This window comes from Novosphingobium sp. MBES04 (assembly GCF_000813185.1).
Taxonomy (GTDB): domain Bacteria; phylum Pseudomonadota; class Alphaproteobacteria; order Sphingomonadales; family Sphingomonadaceae; genus Novosphingobium; species Novosphingobium decolorationis.
This window is the reverse complement of sequence record NZ_DF850489.1, coordinates 197,898-214,888: the sequence shown is the minus strand read 5'-3', so window position 1 is coordinate 214,888 and position 16,991 is coordinate 197,898. Positions and strand designations below refer to the sequence as shown.

The 16,991-nt window shown below is 68.2% G+C and carries 17 protein-coding genes, 1 tRNA gene and 1 pseudogene; 10 read left to right on the top strand and 9 right to left on the bottom strand.

What is annotated here, in order from left to right:
- From ssb to MBENS4_RS14835, 5 genes are all read right to left on the bottom strand, one after another.
- On the bottom strand, positions 1-486 hold a 486-nt coding region (gene ssb, locus MBENS4_RS14855; RefSeq protein ID WP_039392654.1), incomplete at its 3' end, for a single-stranded DNA-binding protein.
- Between the two features lie 106 nt (positions 487-592).
- Positions 593-2,434 carry a ferrous iron transporter B gene (feoB, locus tag MBENS4_RS14850; protein WP_039392653.1) on the bottom strand — a complete coding sequence of 614 codons (1,842 nt, stop codon included), beginning with the start codon at positions 2,432-2,434 and terminating at the stop codon, positions 593-595.
- Entirely contained in the window at positions 2,431-2,685 is a 255-nt protein-coding gene (locus MBENS4_RS14845; protein ID WP_039392652.1) for a FeoA family protein, read from the bottom strand. The genes feoB and MBENS4_RS14845 overlap by 4 nt, the downstream gene beginning before the upstream one ends.
- A 125-nt stretch (positions 2,686-2,810) precedes the next feature.
- Positions 2,811-3,464: a COQ9 family protein gene (locus MBENS4_RS14840; RefSeq protein ID WP_039392651.1), complete on the bottom strand. Its 654-nt coding sequence runs from the start codon at positions 3,462-3,464 to the stop codon at positions 2,811-2,813.
- A gap of 11 nt (positions 3,465-3,475) precedes the next feature.
- Positions 3,476-4,135 (bottom strand): ankyrin repeat domain-containing protein, encoded by a 660-nt coding sequence (locus tag MBENS4_RS14835; RefSeq protein ID WP_242404962.1) that lies wholly within the window; start codon positions 4,133-4,135, stop codon positions 3,476-3,478.
- Between the two features lie 96 nt (positions 4,136-4,231).
- Here MBENS4_RS14835 and MBENS4_RS14830 point away from each other — a divergent pair, with 96 nt between their 5' ends.
- The 6 genes and pseudogenes from MBENS4_RS14830 (at position 4,232) to MBENS4_RS14805 (ending at position 8,286) form a co-directional block, all read left to right on the top strand.
- Positions 4,232-4,861, top strand: coding sequence for an SCO family protein (locus MBENS4_RS14830; RefSeq protein ID WP_199904423.1), 630 nt, complete (start codon positions 4,232-4,234; stop codon positions 4,859-4,861).
- Positions 4,858-5,394 carry a YcgN family cysteine cluster protein gene (locus tag MBENS4_RS14825; RefSeq protein WP_052322418.1) on the top strand — a complete coding sequence of 179 codons (537 nt, stop codon included), beginning with the start codon at positions 4,858-4,860 and terminating at the stop codon, positions 5,392-5,394. The genes MBENS4_RS14830 and MBENS4_RS14825 overlap by 4 nt, the downstream gene beginning before the upstream one ends.
- A gap of 6 nt (positions 5,395-5,400) precedes the next feature.
- Positions 5,401-6,126, top strand: a complete 726-nt coding sequence (locus tag MBENS4_RS14820; RefSeq protein ID WP_039392648.1) for a M48 family metallopeptidase — start codon at positions 5,401-5,403, stop codon at positions 6,124-6,126.
- A gap of 32 nt (positions 6,127-6,158) precedes the next feature.
- A complete protein-coding gene (locus MBENS4_RS14815) occupies positions 6,159-6,686 on the top strand; it encodes a hypothetical protein (RefSeq protein ID WP_199904422.1) in 528 nt (175 codons plus the stop codon).
- Positions 6,683-7,642 carry a bifunctional diaminohydroxyphosphoribosylaminopyrimidine deaminase/5-amino-6-(5-phosphoribosylamino)uracil reductase RibD gene (ribD, locus tag MBENS4_RS14810; protein ID WP_039392647.1) on the top strand — a complete coding sequence of 320 codons (960 nt, stop codon included), beginning with the start codon at positions 6,683-6,685 and terminating at the stop codon, positions 7,640-7,642. The genes MBENS4_RS14815 and ribD overlap by 4 nt, the downstream gene beginning before the upstream one ends.
- A gap of 28 nt (positions 7,643-7,670) precedes the next feature.
- A pseudogene (locus MBENS4_RS14805) lies at positions 7,671-8,286 on the top strand (riboflavin synthase).
- Positions 8,287-8,308: 22 nt separating this feature from the next.
- On the opposite strand, the gene MBENS4_RS14800 reads toward MBENS4_RS14805, so the two are convergent.
- From MBENS4_RS14800 to MBENS4_RS14790, 3 genes are all read right to left on the bottom strand, one after another.
- On the bottom strand, positions 8,309-8,908 hold the full coding sequence (locus tag MBENS4_RS14800; RefSeq protein WP_039392645.1) for a DJ-1/PfpI family protein: 600 nt from the start codon (positions 8,906-8,908) through the stop codon (positions 8,309-8,311).
- 192 nt (positions 8,909-9,100) lie between these two features.
- Positions 9,101-10,279, bottom strand: coding sequence for an amino acid aminotransferase (locus tag MBENS4_RS14795; RefSeq protein WP_039392644.1), 1,179 nt, complete (start codon positions 10,277-10,279; stop codon positions 9,101-9,103).
- 150 nt (positions 10,280-10,429) lie between these two features.
- Complete coding sequence (locus MBENS4_RS14790; RefSeq protein WP_052322417.1) at positions 10,430-11,407, bottom strand: EipA family protein; 978 nt, start codon at positions 11,405-11,407, stop codon at positions 10,430-10,432.
- Positions 11,408-11,620: 213 nt separating this feature from the next.
- On the opposite strand from MBENS4_RS14790, the gene MBENS4_RS14785 reads away from it, so the two are divergent.
- A tRNA-Ser gene (locus MBENS4_RS14785) sits at positions 11,621-11,711 on the top strand.
- Between the two features lie 75 nt (positions 11,712-11,786).
- Here MBENS4_RS14785 and MBENS4_RS24230 read toward each other — a convergent pair.
- Positions 11,787-12,134: a hypothetical protein gene (locus MBENS4_RS24230; protein WP_052322416.1), complete on the bottom strand. Its 348-nt coding sequence runs from the start codon at positions 12,132-12,134 to the stop codon at positions 11,787-11,789.
- Positions 12,135-12,455: 321 nt separating this feature from the next.
- Here MBENS4_RS24230 and MBENS4_RS14775 point away from each other — a divergent pair, with 321 nt between their 5' ends.
- From MBENS4_RS14775 to MBENS4_RS14765, 3 genes are all read left to right on the top strand, one after another.
- The gene (locus MBENS4_RS14775) at positions 12,456-13,892 is read left to right on the top strand and encodes a protoporphyrinogen/coproporphyrinogen oxidase (protein WP_084592175.1); all 1,437 of its coding nucleotides are present in this window, start codon (positions 12,456-12,458) and stop codon (positions 13,890-13,892) included.
- A 75-nt stretch (positions 13,893-13,967) separates the two neighbouring features.
- Positions 13,968-15,248 carry a polysaccharide pyruvyl transferase family protein gene (locus tag MBENS4_RS14770; protein WP_144400954.1) on the top strand — a complete coding sequence of 427 codons (1,281 nt, stop codon included), beginning with the start codon at positions 13,968-13,970 and terminating at the stop codon, positions 15,246-15,248.
- Positions 15,249-15,257: 9 nt separating this feature from the next.
- On the top strand, positions 15,258-16,985 hold the full coding sequence (locus MBENS4_RS14765) for a hypothetical protein (RefSeq protein ID WP_084592174.1): 1,728 nt from the start codon (positions 15,258-15,260) through the stop codon (positions 16,983-16,985).
- The last annotated feature ends 6 nt before the right edge of the window (positions 16,986-16,991 follow it).

Here is a 16,991-nt window from a genome sequence, read left to right as displayed (position 1 = left end):
TCGCCGCCGCCCGACCGAACCGCCCGAACGGCCCCAGTCGCCACCGCCCGAAGACGAGCCGCCACCGCCGCCCCAGCTGTCACCGCCCGAGCTGCCGCCCATGCCGCCACCGCCGCGCTGGCCGCCGCCACCGCCCGCGCTGTCGAGCATGGTCAGCACGCCGCCCACGCCGGCCACCGAGATCTCGGTGGTGTAACGGTCATTGCCGTCGCGGTCCTGCCACTTGCGGGTGCGCAGCTGGCCTTCGATGTAGACCTTCGAGCCCTTGCGCAGGAAACGCTCGGCGACGCCAACGAGGCCGTCGGACTGGAGCACGACCTGGTGCCACTCGGTGCGCTCGCGGCGCTCACCGGTCTGGCGGTCCTTCCAGGTTTCCGAGGTCGCGATGCGCAGGTTCGCCACGCGCCCGCCGTTCTGGAACGACTTCACTTCGGGGTCGGCCCCGAGGTTGCCGACGAGGATGACCTTGTTGACGCTGCCTGCCATGGATGAATCGCTTTCTTCTGAATTTCGGCCACCGGGGTTAGCGAAAGGCCAGCCGGGACGCGAGTCGTGCGTCCCGGTTTTTGAACAGCCCTGCCCGTATTCCCGCCTAGAGCCCGGCCCAGACCGCCAGCCAGTAGGTCGCCCCGGCCGCCACGTAGGCAAGGCCGAAGAGATAGGCGAGCATGAAGGTCGGCCACTTCCAGCCATTGGTCTCGCGCCGGGTGACGGCGATGGTCGACATGCACTGGGGCGCAAAGACGAACCAGGCGAGGAAGGCCAGCGCCATCGGCAGGGTCCAGCGGCCCTTGAGCTGCTCGCCCAGTTCGGCCGCTTCCTCGTCCTCGTCGCTCGCATCGACCGCGTAAGTCGTCGCCAGCGAGGAGACCGCCACTTCGCGCGCGGCCATCGCCGGGATCAGCGCGAGTGCCATGTCGCGGTTGAAGCCGATCGGCTCGACCACCACGGCCAGGCCATTGGCGATCTTGCCAGCGAACGAGGCATCGACCTGGCTCTGCCCGGGTTCGGCGCGCGGGAAGCTGAGCATGATCCACAGGACCACCGTGACCATGAAGATGATCGTGCCCGCGCGGCGCAGGAAGATCCACGCGCGCTGCCACAGGCCCAGCAGCAGATCGCCCGGCCGGGGCAGCTGGTACTTGGGCAGCTCCATGATGAAGCCCGAGGCCGCGCCCTTGGTCACCGAGCGGCGCAGGATGAGGGCAACCAGCATCGCGCCCAGCACACCTGCGACGTAGAGCGCGAAGAGCACGAGGCCCTGCAGCCCAACGCCCCAGCCCACGCTCTGGTTCGGGATGAAGGCGGCGATGATGACGGCATAGACCGGCAGGCGCGCCGAGCAGGTCATCATCGGCGCGATCAGGATCGTGGTCAGCCGGTCCTTGGGATCGGTGATCGAACGGGTCGCCATGATGCCCGGAATGGCGCAGGCAAAGCTGGAGAGAAGCGGAATGAAGCTGCGCCCAGAAAGGCCCACGCTCGCCATCATGCGGTCCATCAGGAAGGCCGCGCGCGCCATGTAGCCCGAGGCTTCCATGGCGAGGATGAAGGCGAAGAGGATGACGATCTGGGGCAGGAACACCACCACCGAGCCCACGCCCGATATGATGCCCTCGGTCAGGAGATCGCGCACGAAGCTCGCGGGCATGAGGCCCGTGACCGTGTCGTGCAGCGCGCCCACACCCGCCTCCAGCGCGTCGGCAAAGGGCGTGGCCCAGGCGAACACCGCCTGGAAGATCACGAACAGCAGCGCAAAAAGCACCACCGGCCCGGCCCAGGGATTGAGCAGGACCGAATCGAGGCGCGCGTGCAGGCGGCGCTGGCGGGTTTCCGACAGGATCGCGCCATTCGCCATCGCGTGCGCGGCCACGCGCCGCTCGGTCTCGCCGATCTCGGTGAGGCTCGGGCCCGGCTCGCGCAGGCCTGCCGAGGCCGCGGCTTCGGCCAGTTCGGTGAGGCCGCGGCGGCGCACCGCAACGGTCGGCACCACGCGCACGCCCAGCTCTTCCTCCAGCACGGAGGGATCGAGCACGAGCCCGTCGCGCTCGGCCAGATCGACCATGTTGAGCGCGATCACGGTGGGCTTGCCCAGCGCAAGCAGTTCCTGCGCGAAGACGAGGTGCTGTTCCAGGTTCGAGGCGTCGAGGACAATCACGAGCACATCGGGCTCGGCCTCGCCCGGGAACTGGCCACGGATGACCTTGGAGGTCACTTCCTCGTCGGGGCTCGTCGCATCGAGGCCATAGGCGCCGGGAAGGTCGGTCAGCTCGACCGGTTCGCCGGTCGGCAGGACCAGGCGTCCCGACTTGCGCTCCACGGTTACGCCCGGATAATTGGCGATCTTCTGGCGCGCGCCGGTCAGCGCGTTGAACAGCGCGCTCTTGCCGGCATTGGGATTTCCGACGAGGGCGATCTTGCGCGGGCGGCTCATGCCGGGGTGCTCTCCAGATCGCTCACCTCGATCGCGGCGGCGTGGGCGCGGCGCACCGCGACGACCATGCGCCCGATGCGCAGCGCGATGGGGTCACGTCCGCCGAACACGCCGCGCTGCGACACCGAAACCTGCGCGCCGGTATCGACGCCCAGCGCGCGCAGGCGCCGCGCTTCCTCGGGGACGAGCTGGTCCCAGTCGACCGCAACGATGCGGACCTTCTGATCGATGGGTTGTTGATCGAGAGTCATAAGATGGCGCTGCCAGATTAGAGGCTTCTTTGCAACTGCTTCGCAATAAGCAGCGCGCCATGTCATTGGCCGAAATCAAATCTTGCAGGCGCGCAACACAGCGCGCCTGCAGGACAAAGCCGGTGTCAGCGCGCCGGGTAGCGCAGGCGCCCCAGGAAGCGGGTCAGGCTGAAGCGCTCGTCGGGCGAACGGGTGAGCTGCGCCTTCACCTTCTCAAAGCGCAGGATACCCTCGATCCGGCGCTCCAGAAAAGCGCGGGTTTCCGGCTTTTCCGGGTCCTTCTCACGCGCGAAGACCTGCAGCGTCGCAGCGTAGAGCGCGCCCAGCGTGGTGCGCTTGGTGTAGTGGTTGTAGTCGGTCGCGGTGTCGCCCGCCACGCGCCACATGAGGTCCGCGCTGTACCATCCCAGTTGCGCGGCGCGCGCGAGGTTTTGCGGCATTGCCATGATTGCCAGCGCGCGGGTGAGCGCTTCCTCGCGCCCGCTCGCGGCCTCGAGGCGGGCCATGACGAGGCGGCGGATCTTCTCCCGCACGGGCACGCCCGCCAGCGAGTCGGCGGGAACCGCCGCGAACATCGCCGCGTCGATCGCCTCGATCCAGGCCTCGATCATCGCCATCTGCTTGCCGCCAAAGGCATAGGCGGCAAGTTCGGGATCAACGCCGTGCTGGCGCGCGGCCTGCTCGACCGCCTGCGCGCTCCAGCCATCGAAGGCGGCGGCATCGGCGATCGCGGGCGCCAGGTTGCGGCGCAGGTCGGCAAGGGTGGTGGCTTCTTCCATGCCCTGTTCCTTCAGAAAGTGGGGCCGTAGACGGGCTTGGAGTTCTTGCTGGCGCCTGCGGTCACGTTGTCGTCGATGACCTTCACCAGATAGCTGTCCTTGCCATTCAGTTCGGCATAGTCGCGCGCGCTGCGCCCGGAATTGTCGGTGCGCGAGGGATCGGCGCCTGCCTTGAGCAGCGCCTTCATCAGTTCGGTATCGCGGCGGTGGACGGCCGAGATCAGCGGGGTTTCGCCCGCATCGTTCGAGTCGTTGGTGCGCGCGCCGTTCTCGATCAGGTAGATCGCGCCGTCGCGCCAGCCCAGGTTCACTGCCTGCTGCAGCGGCGTGCGGCCATGGTCATCGGCAAGATTGGGCTCGGCGCCCTTCTGAACAAGATAGCGCAGCCAGGTGATGTCGCGGCGCTGGACGACGATGTGGAGCGCGGTCTCCCCGCTCGTCACGTCCTTGGAATTGACGATTAGAGGCGAGGTCATGATCGCCTGCTCGACCTCTTCGCCTTCCTTCTTCTTCACCGATTCGAGGAACTTGTAGCCTTCGGAGAAACCGGTCTGCGCCGCAGCGCCCGTCGCCAGCGAGCCCGTGGCAAGGCCTGCTGCGGCCAGCGCCAGGGCACCTTTCAGAAACAGCCGGCCAAGCGGCGTTCCGTTCCGGTTCGCAAGTTTCGACACCTTTGATATCCTTCCGTGAATTCTCAACAAGCTGGGCGCGCGCCCTCCATCCGCGCCTTGCAAGTCGCGGTCTAGCAGAGCATGAACCGCTTCGCCATGACCCATCTTGCCTCCCGCACCGTCCGCCGCACGCTCCTTGCCGCAACGCTTGGCCTTGGCCTTGCCCTTGCGGGCTGTTCGGGCGGCCGCGACGCGCCCGAAATGCCCCCCATCGTCGGCACCGACATCACCGGCGCCGAGATCGGCGGCCCCTTCACGCTCGTCGACAAAGACGGCAAGACCGTCACCTGGGAGGATTTTCGCGGCAAGTGGGCGATGCTCTACTTCGGCTACACCTTCTGCCCCGACGCCTGCCCGATCGACGTGCAGGAAATGATGATGGGCTACAACGCCTTCGCCAAGGCCCATCCCGAGGCCGCCGCCAAGGTCCAGCCCATCTTCATCACCATCGACCCGGCGCGCGACACGCCCGAGATCGTGGGCGAATGGACCGCCGCCTTCGGCAAGGACCTCAAGGGCCTTACCGGCACGAAGGAGCAGGTCGATGCCGCCGCCAAGGCCTTCGCGGTCTACTACGGCAAGGGTGCAGAAACGCAGGGCGGCTACCTCATGGACCACTCGCGCTTCGTCTACCTGATGAACCCGCAGGGCGAACCCGTCGCCATGCTGCCCGTCGACAAGGGCCGCAAGGCCGTCGCCGCCGACCTGGCAGCGCTCGTCCAGTGAGCGCGCGCCCGTTCTGGGAGCGCCCGCTCGCCAGCCTCGACAAGGGCCAGTGGGAAGCGCTGTGCGACGGCTGCGGCCAGTGCTGCCTGCACAAGGTGGAGGACGCCGACAGCGGCGAGATCTACCACACCAACGTCGCCTGCAAGCTGCTCGACACCAAGACCGCGCTGTGCAGCGACTACCCCCACCGCAAGCGCGCGGTGGCCGATTGCCTGACGCTGACCCTGCGCTCGGTCGGCTCGCTCCCCTGGCTGCCCGAAACCTGCGCCTACCGCCTGCGCGCCGAGGACCAGCCCCTGCCCGAATGGCACTACCTTGTCTGCGGCGACCGCGAGGCGGTTCACCGCGCCGGGGTTTCGGTGGCGGGCCGCGTGGTCAGCGAGATCGATGCAGGCCCCCTCGAACAGCACATCATCTGGCCCGAAGGCATGGAGCAGGAATTCGAGATCGAGGAGGGCCAGAACCCCTGGGACATCGTCGAAACCGAGGCCGAAACCGAAACCGGCACCGACGATGAGGCGCGGGACGCCTAAAGACCGATGCTCGACTGGCTCAAGCGCGATCCCCGTCAGGAGCCGAGCGTCACGCTGTGCGGGCGCGACGTCCCCATTGCCTTGCGCCGCATGGAGCGCGCGCGGCGCATGACCATGCGCCTGGCCCCCGATGGCAGCGCGGTGCGCATCACCCTTCCCCCCTATGTGCGCGAGAGCGAGGCACTCGCCTTCGCGCGTTCGCGCACGGCCTGGCTGGAGGCGCAACTGCGCGCGGTGCCCGAGGCGAGCGAACTGGCCAACGGCGCGCAGATCCTCTTTCGCGGCGCCTCGCTGGTCCTCGCCCACGATCCCGACGCGCCGCGACGGGTGGTGCTGGGGGCAGAGACGCTGGAAGTCGGAGGGCCGACCTCCTCGCTCCCCTCGCGCCTTGCGCGCTGGATGCAGGGCGAGGCGCGGCCCCTCCTGGAAGAGGACCTGGCCGAATACTGCGCGCGCGCAGGCCAGCCCACGCCTGCGCTAGCCCTCTCCAGCGCCAAGCGCCGCTGGGGGAGCTGCGCGGCCGATGGCGCGATCCGCATCAACTGGCGGCTTGTCATGGCGCCCGATGCGGTGCGCCGCTCGGTCGTCGCGCACGAGGTCGCGCACCTGGTCCATTTCGACCATTCGCCCGCCTTCCACCACTGCCTCAAGACCATCTTCGAAGGCTCGGTCCACGAAGCGAACCGCTGGCTCAAGGCCCACGGGCGCAGCCTCTATGTCCCCTTCGGCTAGCGTTTGCGCGCAATAGGCTCTAAATAGCCCCCATGCTTTTCTCAAAACGCTCCGGATACTGGCAGGACGTCAAGCCCACCGGCATGCTCGCGGACTTCCGGTTCGTGTGGCAGCAGGCGGGCACCAACCGCTGGCGCATCGCCGCGATCTCGGCGGCCTGCACCTTTGCGATCTTCTACATGATGGCGGGCCAGGAGGGCTCTGCGCCCCATCCCCCGCCCAAGGTGACCTGGATCTCGACGCTGCCCGAGGGCCGCTCGGACGAGGAAATCCTCAAGGAAAACATCGCCAACCAGAAGGCCAAGGAAGAACTCGCCTTCGAGCAGGCCAAGCGCGACAAGGAAGTGCGCGAGATCTACAAGACGCTGGGCCGCTGGTCGGGCATGGACGTCGACAAGATCGCGCGCGAGGCCGAAGCCGAAGAGGCGGCCGAAAAGGCGGCCAAGCTCAAGGAAATCGGCAAGCCGCGCCTGCCCGAAGGAGCCGTCGCGCCCAAGATGCCCGGCGAGACGGCGGATGCGCCCTCCGCCGAAAGCGGCGACGCCCCCACCCGGCCGTGAACAACGATTCGCGCTGGCTTGCCGCGGCAGCTGCGCTTGCCGCGCGGGCCCGTCCGCTCAGCCGCCCAAACCCGGGTGTCGGCGCCCTCCTCGTCAAGGATGGGCGCGTCCTCGCGCGGGGATGGACGCAGGAGGGTGGACGCCCCCACGCCGAAGCGGTCGCGCTTGGCCTTGCCGGAAACGCCGCCCACGGCGCGACCCTCTACGTCACGCTGGAGCCCTGCGCGCACCAGTCGCCGCGCGGCCCCTCCTGCGCCGACCTGATCTGCGCGGCGCAGCCCGCCCGCGTCGTCATCGGCTGCATGGACCCTGACCCGCGCACCAGCGGCGCCGGGCTTGCCCGCATCCGTGCTGCCGGGGTCGCGGCGGAGTATCTACACTCGCCCGCCTGCGAGGAAAGCCTTGCCGGCTATCTCCTCCAGCGCACGCAAGGACGCCCACACGTTACGCTCAAGCTCGCCCTCTCGCTCGATGGCTGCATCGCGATGGCAAGCGGCGAGAGCCAGTGGATCACCGGGGCCGAAGCGCGCGCCCACACCCACGCCCAGCGCGCGAAGAGCGACGCCATCCTCGTGGGCGGCGGCACGCTGCGCGCCGATGCCCCGCGCCTCGACGTGCGACTGCCCGGCCTGGAGGCGCGCAGCCCCGAGCGCTGGGTCCTGACACGTGGCACCGTACCCGAAGGGTGGAACGCGCTCCCCTCCCCCGAAGCGATCCGCGACATGGAGGGCATCCAGTACCTCTTCGTCGAAGGCGGGGCAGGCGCGGCCGCGGCCTTCCTGAAAGCGGGACTGGTCGACCGGCTGCTCATCTACCGTGCGCCCATCCTTGTCGGCGGACGGCCCGGCCTTGGCGACTATGGCCTCTGCGCCCTTTCCCAGGCGCATGGCCGATGGTCGCTGGTCGAACGCCGCGCCCTTGGCAGCGACACCCTCGAAGTCTACAGCGCGCGCTGAGCACCAATCACCAAGGGACCCCGCCCCCATGTTCACCGGAATCGTCACCGCCATCGGCACCCTGCGCGACGCGCGCCACGATGGACCTGCACGCGGTGATCGCCTGCCCCTTCGATCCCGCAACGATTGCCATCGGCGCCTCGATCGCCTGCTCGGGCGTGTGCCTGACCGTGGTCGACAAGGGCGGCACTCCGGGCGATGCCTGGTTCGCGGTCGACATCTCGGGCGAGACGATGGCCCGCACCGCGCCCGGCCACTGGGAGGAAGGCGCGCAGCTCAATCTCGAACCGGCGCTGAAGCTGGGCGATGAGCTGGGCGGGCACATCGTCACCGGCCACGTCGACGGCGTCGGCTCGGTCGTGAGCATCACCCCTGTCGGCGATTCCAAGCAGTTCGTGATCGCGGCGAGCAAGGAGCTGGCCCCCTACCTCGCGCCCAAGGGCTCGATCACGCTCGACGGGGTATCGCTCACGGTCAACACCGTGGACGATCAGGCGGATGGCACCTGCCACTTCATGCTCAACATCATCCCGCACACCGCCGAGGTCACCACCATCGGCCAGCTTTCCGTGGGCGATGCGGTAAACCTCGAGATCGACGTGCTGGCGCGCTATCTCCAGCGCATGCAGTCGCTGCGCAGCTGACCGGCTGCGGGCTTTTGCGCCTTCAGCGAAGGTAGGGCCCGACCACGTCCATCGCCTGGCGCACCGTGCGCGCCTTCTCGCCCACGGGCGCGACGTAGTGGATCGCCTCGCGCGCGTCCGCCTCGCCGCTTCCCTTCGCGATCATCCAGGCCGCAAGATACTGCGAGGCCAGGCACCCGCCCGCCGTCGCGACAGGGCCATGGGCGATGAACGGCGCGTCCAGCACCTCGACACCGGCCTCCACCACCCAGGGCTTCGTCGTAAGGTCGGTGCAGGCGGGAAGATTGCCGATGAGGCCGAGGCGCGCGAGCAGCAACGTGCCCGAACACTGCGCCCCGATCAGCTGGCGCGCGGGATCGAGCTGCAATTGCTCCAGGATCACGGGGTCCTGCGCGATTTCGCGGGTGTAGATGCCACTGCCGATCAGCACCGCGTCGGCCTCGCGCGCGAAGGCGAGCGGCTGCTGGGCGCGCACGGTCACCCCGTTCATCGAGGTCACTTCCGCGCTCGGACAGGTAATCTGCGCCGACCAGCCCTTGGGCTTCATCCGGTTGAGCAGGGCCGAGGCGATGAACGAATCGAGTTCGTTGAAGCCCTCGAAGGTCAGGATCGCGATGTTCATGGGGTGCCCCCGACGTCCGGCGCCTGCCGCACACCGGCACGCGGCTGCGGTTTGAGCCAGCGATCTGGGGAGAAGTGGCCCGCCCAAATGGCGGGATCACGTGCCACCTTCCAAAGGCGCAAGGGGCGGCCTCGCACAGAGGCCGGAGCGTCAGCCGGCCCCCATCGAGGACCGGCTGACGCTCAAGAGGCATCAGGCGGTCACTTCCGCCACGGCGGCAATGAACTTGTCGATGTTGCCGGTGGTGAGACCGGCCACGTTGATGCGGCCCGAACCGGCGAAGTAGATGCCGTGGCTCTTGCGCATTTCCTGCACCTGTTCCGGGGTGAAGGGAATGATCGAGAACAGGCCGTTCTGGATACCGATGGGCGAAAGGTCGACACCGCCAGTGACACCGGCCGCAGCCAGCTTGTCACGCACCCAGCGCATGCGCTCGCGCATCTCGTCGAGTTCGGCGAGCCACTGCGCGGTCAGCGCTTCGTCTTCGAGCACCAGGCGCACCGCCGCACCGCCGTGATCTGGCGGCTGCGACCAGTTGGCACGCGCCAGGCTGTGGCCGTTCGACATGATCTTGGTCAGGTCGGCCGGGTCCTTCGCCATGGCGTAGAGCGCGCCGACGCGGTCGCGGTAGAGACCGAAGTTCTTGTCGCACGAGTAGCAGATCAGCGCGTCGGGAACCGCGGCAAGGACGGCGCGAAGACCATAGGCGTCCTCTTCCATGCCAAGGCCAAGACCCTGGTAGGCGAGGTCGAGGATCGGCATGATCGGGCTGTTCGCCAGAAGACCCGCGATCTCGTCCCAGTTGGCGTGGGTGTAGTCGATGCCGGTCGGGTTGTGGCAGCAGCCGTGCAGCAGCATGGCGTCACCCTCGGTGCCCGAAGCGATGGCGGCGCGCAGCGCGTCCATGTCCACCTTGCCGTCTTCGCCGGCGTGGTTGAATTCAACGACCTCGAGGCCAAGGTCCTTGCAGATCTGCGCGTGGTTGGGCCAGCTGGGCTTGCCCACGATGATGCGCTTGGCGCCCGCGCGCTGCACCATGGCAAGCGCGAGACGCAGCGAGCCGGTGCCGCCGGGCGTCTGCATGCCCTCGATGCGGCCACCCATGTCCGGGTTTTCCTTGCCGAAGACGTAGGGCATCAGCGCGGCCACGAAGCCCATGTCGCCCTCAGGGCCGAGGTAGGCCTTCGAGTCCTGGGTCTCGACGAGTTTCTTCTCGGCGGCCTTGATCGCGCCGAAGACCGGGGTTTCCCCGTCACCGGTACGGTAGACGCCCACGCCAAGATCGATCTTGTCGGCGCGCGGGTCGTCGTTGTGGAGCTTGATCAGCGCAAGGAGCGCGTCGGCGGGCTGTTGTTGAAGGTTGCTAAGCATGGCGGGCGGCACTTACTCCGGTCGCCGTTGGCGCGCAACAGCCTAATGCAACAATTGCGACACCAAGAAACGCAAAGGTGCCCAAAAACGAAACGCGCCCCCGGACAGGAGGCGCGCTCGCATTTCAATCGTTGCGCGAGGGACGCGCGATCAGAACGGCAGCCAGCGCTGCTTTTCGGAGAACTTCATGTAGCCAATGTTGGCGCCCAGGCGCAGGCCCGCGCCCGCGCGGACGGGAATCAGGACGACATCGCCGCGCCGCAGGTACGAGACGTTGAAGCCGCCAATGAGATAGGCCTGCCCCTCGCCCGCGCCGAAGCGCTTGTAGAGGTCCTCGGTGTCGTAGAGGTTGTAGACGAGTACGAAGGTGCTTGCCGCGTTGGCGCCCGCGTCGAAACCGATCGAGGGGCCCGTCCAGTAGACCGGACGCTGGCCTTCGACCTTGTGGTACAAGGTGCCCGAGCCATAGCGCAGGCCGATCGCGAGCGCCGCACCGCCCTCGCGTCCGACGATATAGCCGTTGGGTTCGCCCTGCTTCTTGAGAAGATCGCGGATGACGTCCGCAAGCCCCTGCGCGCCCTTGCCGAAGACGCCTTCGGCCGCGCCGATCAGGTCGTCCTCGTGGTAGGTCGCGCCGTTCGTGCCCGCGCCGGCACCGTCTCCGGCGAATTGCTGTGCATTCCAGTCCGACACGCGGCCCGGCGAAGAGGCCGTGGGCGCAGGGACCGGCGAGGTCATCGGCGTGCCGAGCGGCGTACCGTTCCCGGCGCTGTCCGTGTCCTGTTCGGACGAATAGGTCCCTGCCGGATAGTCGCCGTCGGTGGCAGGCAGTTCGCCGGGGCGCGGATAGGTCTGGCTTGCTGGGGCCGTCGGGGCCGAAGTCGCCCCCTGCGGCGCAGGATAGCGGGTGGTTCCGCCCTGCAGGTCTCCGTCGATGGCGGTGTCGGGATCGACTGTCTGGATCTGGGCCGAGGCGGTGCTCGCCGGGCCCAGCACAGCCATCGCCGTTGCCGCAACGAGAGCCACGAGGCTCTTTCCGATACCGGCCCGCTGTGTGGTTTGCTTGCGCACGTGCTTGTTCCTCCCGGGCCTGGGGTGCCCTTTGCGCCAAATGTCTTTGCGCCGCATGCCCCCTGCACACGGCCCCTTCGTTACACGCCCATAAAGAATCGAGTGCGCCTGACCTCGCAATGAACGGGCGGCCAGACAACCTGCTTTTGCGGTCAGCCGAAATCCCCCGGCCTGCTATTTTCCCCAATTGCGCAAGGAATTGAAAAAACCGCGCGATGGCCCCTTGCGGCCCCGGATGACCATGGCTATAGGCGCTCCCCTAGCCGCTGCGGAGACGTGGGTGAGTGGCTGAAACCAGTTCCCTGCTAAGGAACCGTACTCTATCAGGGTACCGAGGGTTCGAATCCCTCCGTCTCCGCCACGGCCCTCAGGGGCCACACGGCAACCGGGCCAAAGCCCCTCCCGACATGAATGCGCAAACCTCCCTTCGGGGGACCTAGGTGATTTCCACCGTCCATGGCGTGCCCTCGATGTCGTTCTCGATCGCGTAGTTGAGCAGGATTTCGTCCGAATAGAGCACGATCCAGTCGGGCAGTTCGGCCTTCACCGCGCGCGCCAGCGCATAGCCTTCGCGCACGAACCCCACGAGATCGAAGTCGGGATCCTCACCCCCGCAGCGAATCTGGCTGTCGTGCCAGGCCTGCCAATCCTGGACTCGTCCCCACAGCGCCTCGCTGACCCGGAAGCCCTCCATCGTGCTTCCAGGAATGTACGAGGAGGCCGACCAGACCCCGTCCGCACAGAAATCCGCCATGATCCGCACGGCCTTGATCGTCTCGTCCATCCCCCAAGGTTAGCAGGGTGGGCATCGCCCGTCCGGCGATAAAAAGGAGGCGCCGTCGCGCGCAAGGTACCGGCGCGGTCATGGGCCCTATGCCTCGGGAATGGAGCAATCGCGGCTTGAGCGTCGCGCCCGCCCGCCCGATCATGGAGAGGACCCGCAACCACCCTTCGGCCGGATCGCGCGCTGCACACCGCAGCCACGGCCGGAGAGAGGCGCCTGCGGGCCCGAACAGGAGAATAGGGGCGATGCCGGTGCCTGAGATCTGGATTTCGCTGCGTACCACCTCGTCCATTCGCCTGAGCGCCCGTTCCCGTCGCGCCGATGGATAAGGCTCATGGCGCGCCTGCGCAGGAGCATGTCGTGGTGCTGGGCGGCGGGATCGCTGGCCTGAGCGCAGCGGATATTCTCAGCACGGCGGGCATGCGCGTCACCCTGATCGAGGAGCGCGATGCGTGCGGCGGCACCCACCGTTCCCGCACCATCGGCCCCTACACCTTCGACGTGGGCTCGATCTTCTACGAGAACAGCGCGCGCCTTTTCCATCTGGCCCCCGGACTTCGCGAGATGTGCCCGCAGGTCATCCGCCGCCAGCGCCGGATCGCGCCGGGCGGCGGGCTCGCGCACTACCCCCTCGAACCGCGCGAGTTCCTGCGCCGCCCTCCGCGCGAACTGGCCGCAGCCCTGATCGACCTTGCCGTCTCGCGCCTTGCGGTGCGGCGCGATGGCAGCCTCGCCGCGATATCGACCCAGCGCCTCGGAAAGCGCTTCTTCGCGCAGACCGGCCTGCGCAGCTACATCACCCGCTTTCACCACGTCCCGCCCGAAGAGGTGAGCGAATCCTTCTTCTTTCACCGCATGGCCTTCATCGAGAAGGCCACGCGTCCACGGGAAATGGCGCGTCTTGCCGTGCGTGCGCTGCTCAGCCGGGGCTCGGTGGCCGGCCGCCCCCGCCCCGCCCTGCACGTGCGCCCGCGTGAGGGATACGCCCCGCTCTTCGCGGCCATCACCGACCGCCTCGTCGAACGGGGCGTGGACATCCGGACCGCAACCGCGCTGCGGACCCTTTCCGGGGGCAACGGCAGCTACCGGATCGAAACCGATCACGGCTCTCTGGACGCCACCGCCGTCGTCTCCGCGCTCCCGCTCGACACCCTGCACCGCGCCCTGTTCGGCGCGCCCAGCGGGCTGACCTCGCTCGGCATGACCACGCTCTTTGTCTCGGCGGCCCAGCTCTCTTCCGAGACGGGCAACGTGCTGTTCAACTTCGACACGCGCGGGCGCTGGAAGCGCGCGACGATCTATTCGCGCATCTACCCCGAACCGCAGATGTCCCGCGAATTCTTCGCCGTCGAGTGCACCCTGCCCCGGGGAGGCGAACACGCACCCAAGGATGTCTTCGCCGATTTTCGCGACCACCTGTCCGCCATTGGCCTCGCCCGCGACCTGCGCCTGGAAGGGCACGAACATGTCCCCGATTGCTACCCGCTCTATCGCCCGGAAACCGAAGGTGTTCTGCGCGATACGCTGGCCCGGATCGAGGGACAGGGGATCGTACTTGCCGGACGCCAGGGCCGCTTCGAGTATCTGCCCACCTCGTCCGGCGTGATCCGCCGCGTGGGCGAGGAGCTCGCCCGCGCCGCGCTCCAGGTCGATCCCGTACCCTCGGGCGAACAGGCCCTCTGCCCCGTCCCGTCGGTGCCTCCCGGATATGCGCGATCCGCGGCTGGCGAATTGCCCAGGGTGCCAAGCCACTCCTGAGCCCTTGCGAAATTGGGTCCAAAAGGGCGGTAGTTCTACTGGTAGCCCTTCGCTGTTTCCCGCACCACTTGGGATATGAGCACTGCACAGACCTGCACGATGGACGTGGCGCCGCCTTCGGTCTCCTCTCTTCAGGACGGCCCGAACGTGCGCATCTTCAACGTGAAGTACAGCCCGAACCTGGGCGACGGACTTCTCAGTGAGTGCCTTGAGGGCGGCCTGGCCCGGCACGGCGCCGCCCAGGCGCGCTCCATCGACCTTGCCGGCCGCACCGCGTATTCCAACGGCACCGCTGCACGCAAGCATGCCTTGCAGCTTCTTCACGCTCTGCCCTCCCCGCTGCGGCGCGAAGCGGTCCGCCTGCCGCTGGCCCTCGCCTCCCGGCGGACCTGGGCCCCCCACTACGCCGCGCAGCTGGAAGAGGCCGACGCGGTGGTAATCGGCGGCGGCAACCTTCTGGCCGACATGGACCTCAACTTCCCCACCAAACTGGCCCTCGCCATCGAAAGCGCGGCCAGGCGCGACCTGCCGATCTTCCTCTATGGCCTCGGCGTCTCGCCCGGCTGGAGCAAGGAAGGCCGGGCCCGCCTCCACCGGGCCCTGCGCTGCGGGCAGGTGCGCCGGGTGTGGGTGCGCGATGCCCGCTCACGCGAACTCTGGCAGGACCTCGCCGGCGATGCCTTCGGCCTTGCTGCCGGCGTCGTGCGCGATCCGGGGCTGCTCGCCGCGCGCCAGTACGGCGTTCCGGAGCGGGCAGTGCGGGACATGCGCCCCTCCGCACCTGCCCGGATTGGCCTCAACGTGATGAGCGCACTGGCGGTGGCCTACCATGGTGGCCAGGCGCTCACCGAAGAGGCGCTCGACGCCTGGTACCTCGCGCTGGGGCGTGATCTGCTGGCGCGCGGCTATCACCTCAGCGTCTTCTCCAACGGCAGCCCGGAAGACCGCGCCGCCGTGGAGCGCCTGCGCCTGCGCTTCGAGCTGGCCGAAGGCCCTCGGCAGGTCGCCTTCCCCGAAATACGCAACCCAGGCGATCTGGTCGCCTGCATCTGCGATCTCGATGGATTGGTCGCCTTCCGCATGCACGCGATCATCGCGGCCTATTCCTGCGCGGTCCCCTTCCTCGCGCTGGCCTGGGACGCGAAGCTTGACGCGTTCCTCGCCTCGGTCGAGTGCAGCGATCACCTCGTCGATATCGCCCATACCTCTCCGGGCACCGCGGCAGAGCGCGTCGCACACCATCTGGCACAGGGCATCGCGCCTGCCACCCGCCGGGCCACGCTCGAGGAGGCCGAGGCCGGAATTGCCACCCTTGCCGCCGCCATTCGGGAAGCCCTCGCCCCCGCGCCGCGTTGAGGCGCACAGATGTTGCGCAGGCACCTACCGATCTGGGCCCTGGCACTCGTCACCGGCCTTTGGCCAGCCCTGCCCGTGAATACCTTTGCCGCGCCTCTCTCCGGCTTTTGCAATCCGCAGATGCGCGGCACTCAAGGCACACGGCTGGGCGCTGCGTCCAATTTCGCCCAGGGCTGGAGCCCTGCCACCCTGAAAGCCGCCTCCCGGCTGGGCGTCAGGCGGTTTCGCGACAGCCTGCGCTGGAAGGATATCGAGCGCATCAAGGGCAGCTACCGGTTCGAGGGCGCGCGGGACCTCTATCCCGATGAACTCGCCCGGCAGGGCGCGCAACTGACCCTCACGCTCAATTGGGGGAACCCGCTCTACGACGGCGGGGAAACACCCCATAGCACGGAGGCTCTGGCCGCGTTCGGCCGCTTCGCACGCGCGGCGGTTCAGCGCTTTCCGGCCATCGACACCCTCGAAATCGGCAACGAAGTCAACGGCGCGAACTTCGTGAAGGGCCAGGTCAAGGCCGACGGCCTGCCCCGGCGCGCGGACTACCACCTGGCCATGGTCCGCGCGGCCGCCATGGCGGTGAAGGCCGAGCGGCCCGACATCACGGTGCTGGGCGGGGCCACCCATTCGCTTCCCGCAGGCTTCCTCTGGCCCCTGCTCGAAAAGGACAGGACCGGCATGATAGAGGGCCTGGCCCTCCATCCCTACACCACCCCGATCGACCAGTTGCCCGCGCAGTTCGCCCTGCTGTGCCAGAGCCCGGCCGTGGGGACCCGCAGCCTCCATGTCACCGAATTTTCCAGCGCCCGCCCCCGGCAGGCACCGGACGACCTCGTGCGCACCTTCGCGGTTCTCGCCAGCCTCGGCGCCACCGAGGTCGACTGGTATCCGCTCAATCCGCGCGGCGACCGGCAGGCGCCCCTCATCGATCAGGCCGGCCGGATCACCCCTGTCGGCGAAGCCTTCCGGTTCGTGGGAGAGCATCTTGCCGGACACCCCGTGGGCCGCATTCCAGCCGATGACTTCACCTTTGCCGCCGCCTTCGGGACGCACGCCTGGGTTCTCTGGGGCGCACCGCGCACACTGCGCATCACCGCACCGGGAGTTCGGGCCTACGACGCGCAAGGGCGCGCCCTTCCGGGCGACGAGCTGAACCTGGCGGAGACCCGCGCCCTGGTCCTCCTAGCCGACCAGCCCCAGACGCGCCCGCCTTTCACGCTGGGCTGCCAGACGCAGATTGCGGACAGCCGCCTGCAGTTTGCCTATGCGCCCCGGCATGGAAACGCGCCGTCCGGGGACCCATTTGCGCGTCTGGCGCGGATCGATGGCGTCGACAGACCGCTCACGGCCATGCCCGGGCAAGAGCGGCGCGGTGTGCCCTGGACCCCGTACCTCAGCCTCGCGGCGCATCGCGGGGTGCGGCTCGACGGGACAAGCCTGCGCCCCGCCTTCGGACGCCCGGACGGCGCCCTCGTCCAGAGCATCGCCATCGCCCCTAACACCGGGGTCGAACTGGACCTGGAACTCACCCCAACTTCGGGCGCGCTCGATGTGCAGCTACGGCTGGGCGCGCAGGAACTGGATGCTTTCACGCTTACCGCGCCCGTTCACCTGACGCGCCGCCTGCATAGCGAGACAGGAGCCCGGCTCGAGGTGATCGTGGCCAGCGCTTCGGGCTCAACGCCCGCCAGTGCCGACTATCGCATTCGCCTGTCCCAGCCGGGACGGTGCCCGGCCTGAGGCGCC

What these genes read in the sequence shown, in the direction of transcription:
- feoB (WP_039392653.1), bottom strand. Translation starts at nt 2,434, where the DNA reads ATGAGCCGCCCGCGCAAGATCGCCCTCGTCGGAAATCCCAATGCCGGC.
- MBENS4_RS14845 (WP_039392652.1), bottom strand. Translation starts at nt 2,685, where the DNA reads ATGACTCTCGATCAACAACCCATCGATCAGAAGGTCCGCATCGTTGCG.
- MBENS4_RS14840 (WP_039392651.1), bottom strand. Translation starts at nt 3,464, where the DNA reads ATGGAAGAAGCCACCACCCTTGCCGACCTGCGCCGCAACCTGGCGCCC.
- MBENS4_RS14830 (WP_199904423.1), top strand. Translation starts at nt 4,232, where the DNA reads ATGACCCATCTTGCCTCCCGCACCGTCCGCCGCACGCTCCTTGCCGCA.
- MBENS4_RS14820 (WP_039392648.1), top strand. Translation starts at nt 5,401, where the DNA reads ATGCTCGACTGGCTCAAGCGCGATCCCCGTCAGGAGCCGAGCGTCACG.
- MBENS4_RS14815 (WP_199904422.1), top strand. Translation starts at nt 6,159, where the DNA reads ATGCTTTTCTCAAAACGCTCCGGATACTGGCAGGACGTCAAGCCCACC.
- MBENS4_RS14800 (WP_039392645.1), bottom strand. Translation starts at nt 8,908, where the DNA reads ATGAACATCGCGATCCTGACCTTCGAGGGCTTCAACGAACTCGATTCG.
- MBENS4_RS14795 (WP_039392644.1), bottom strand. Translation starts at nt 10,279, where the DNA reads ATGCTTAGCAACCTTCAACAACAGCCCGCCGACGCGCTCCTTGCGCTG.
- MBENS4_RS14790 (WP_052322417.1), bottom strand. Translation starts at nt 11,407, where the DNA reads ATGCGGCGCAAAGACATTTGGCGCAAAGGGCACCCCAGGCCCGGGAGG.
- MBENS4_RS24230 (WP_052322416.1), bottom strand. Translation starts at nt 12,134, where the DNA reads ATGGACGAGACGATCAAGGCCGTGCGGATCATGGCGGATTTCTGTGCG.
- MBENS4_RS14775 (WP_084592175.1), top strand. Translation starts at nt 12,456, where the DNA reads ATGGATAAGGCTCATGGCGCGCCTGCGCAGGAGCATGTCGTGGTGCTG.
- MBENS4_RS14770 (WP_144400954.1), top strand. Translation starts at nt 13,968, where the DNA reads ATGAGCACTGCACAGACCTGCACGATGGACGTGGCGCCGCCTTCGGTC.
- MBENS4_RS14765 (WP_084592174.1), top strand. Translation starts at nt 15,258, where the DNA reads ATGTTGCGCAGGCACCTACCGATCTGGGCCCTGGCACTCGTCACCGGC.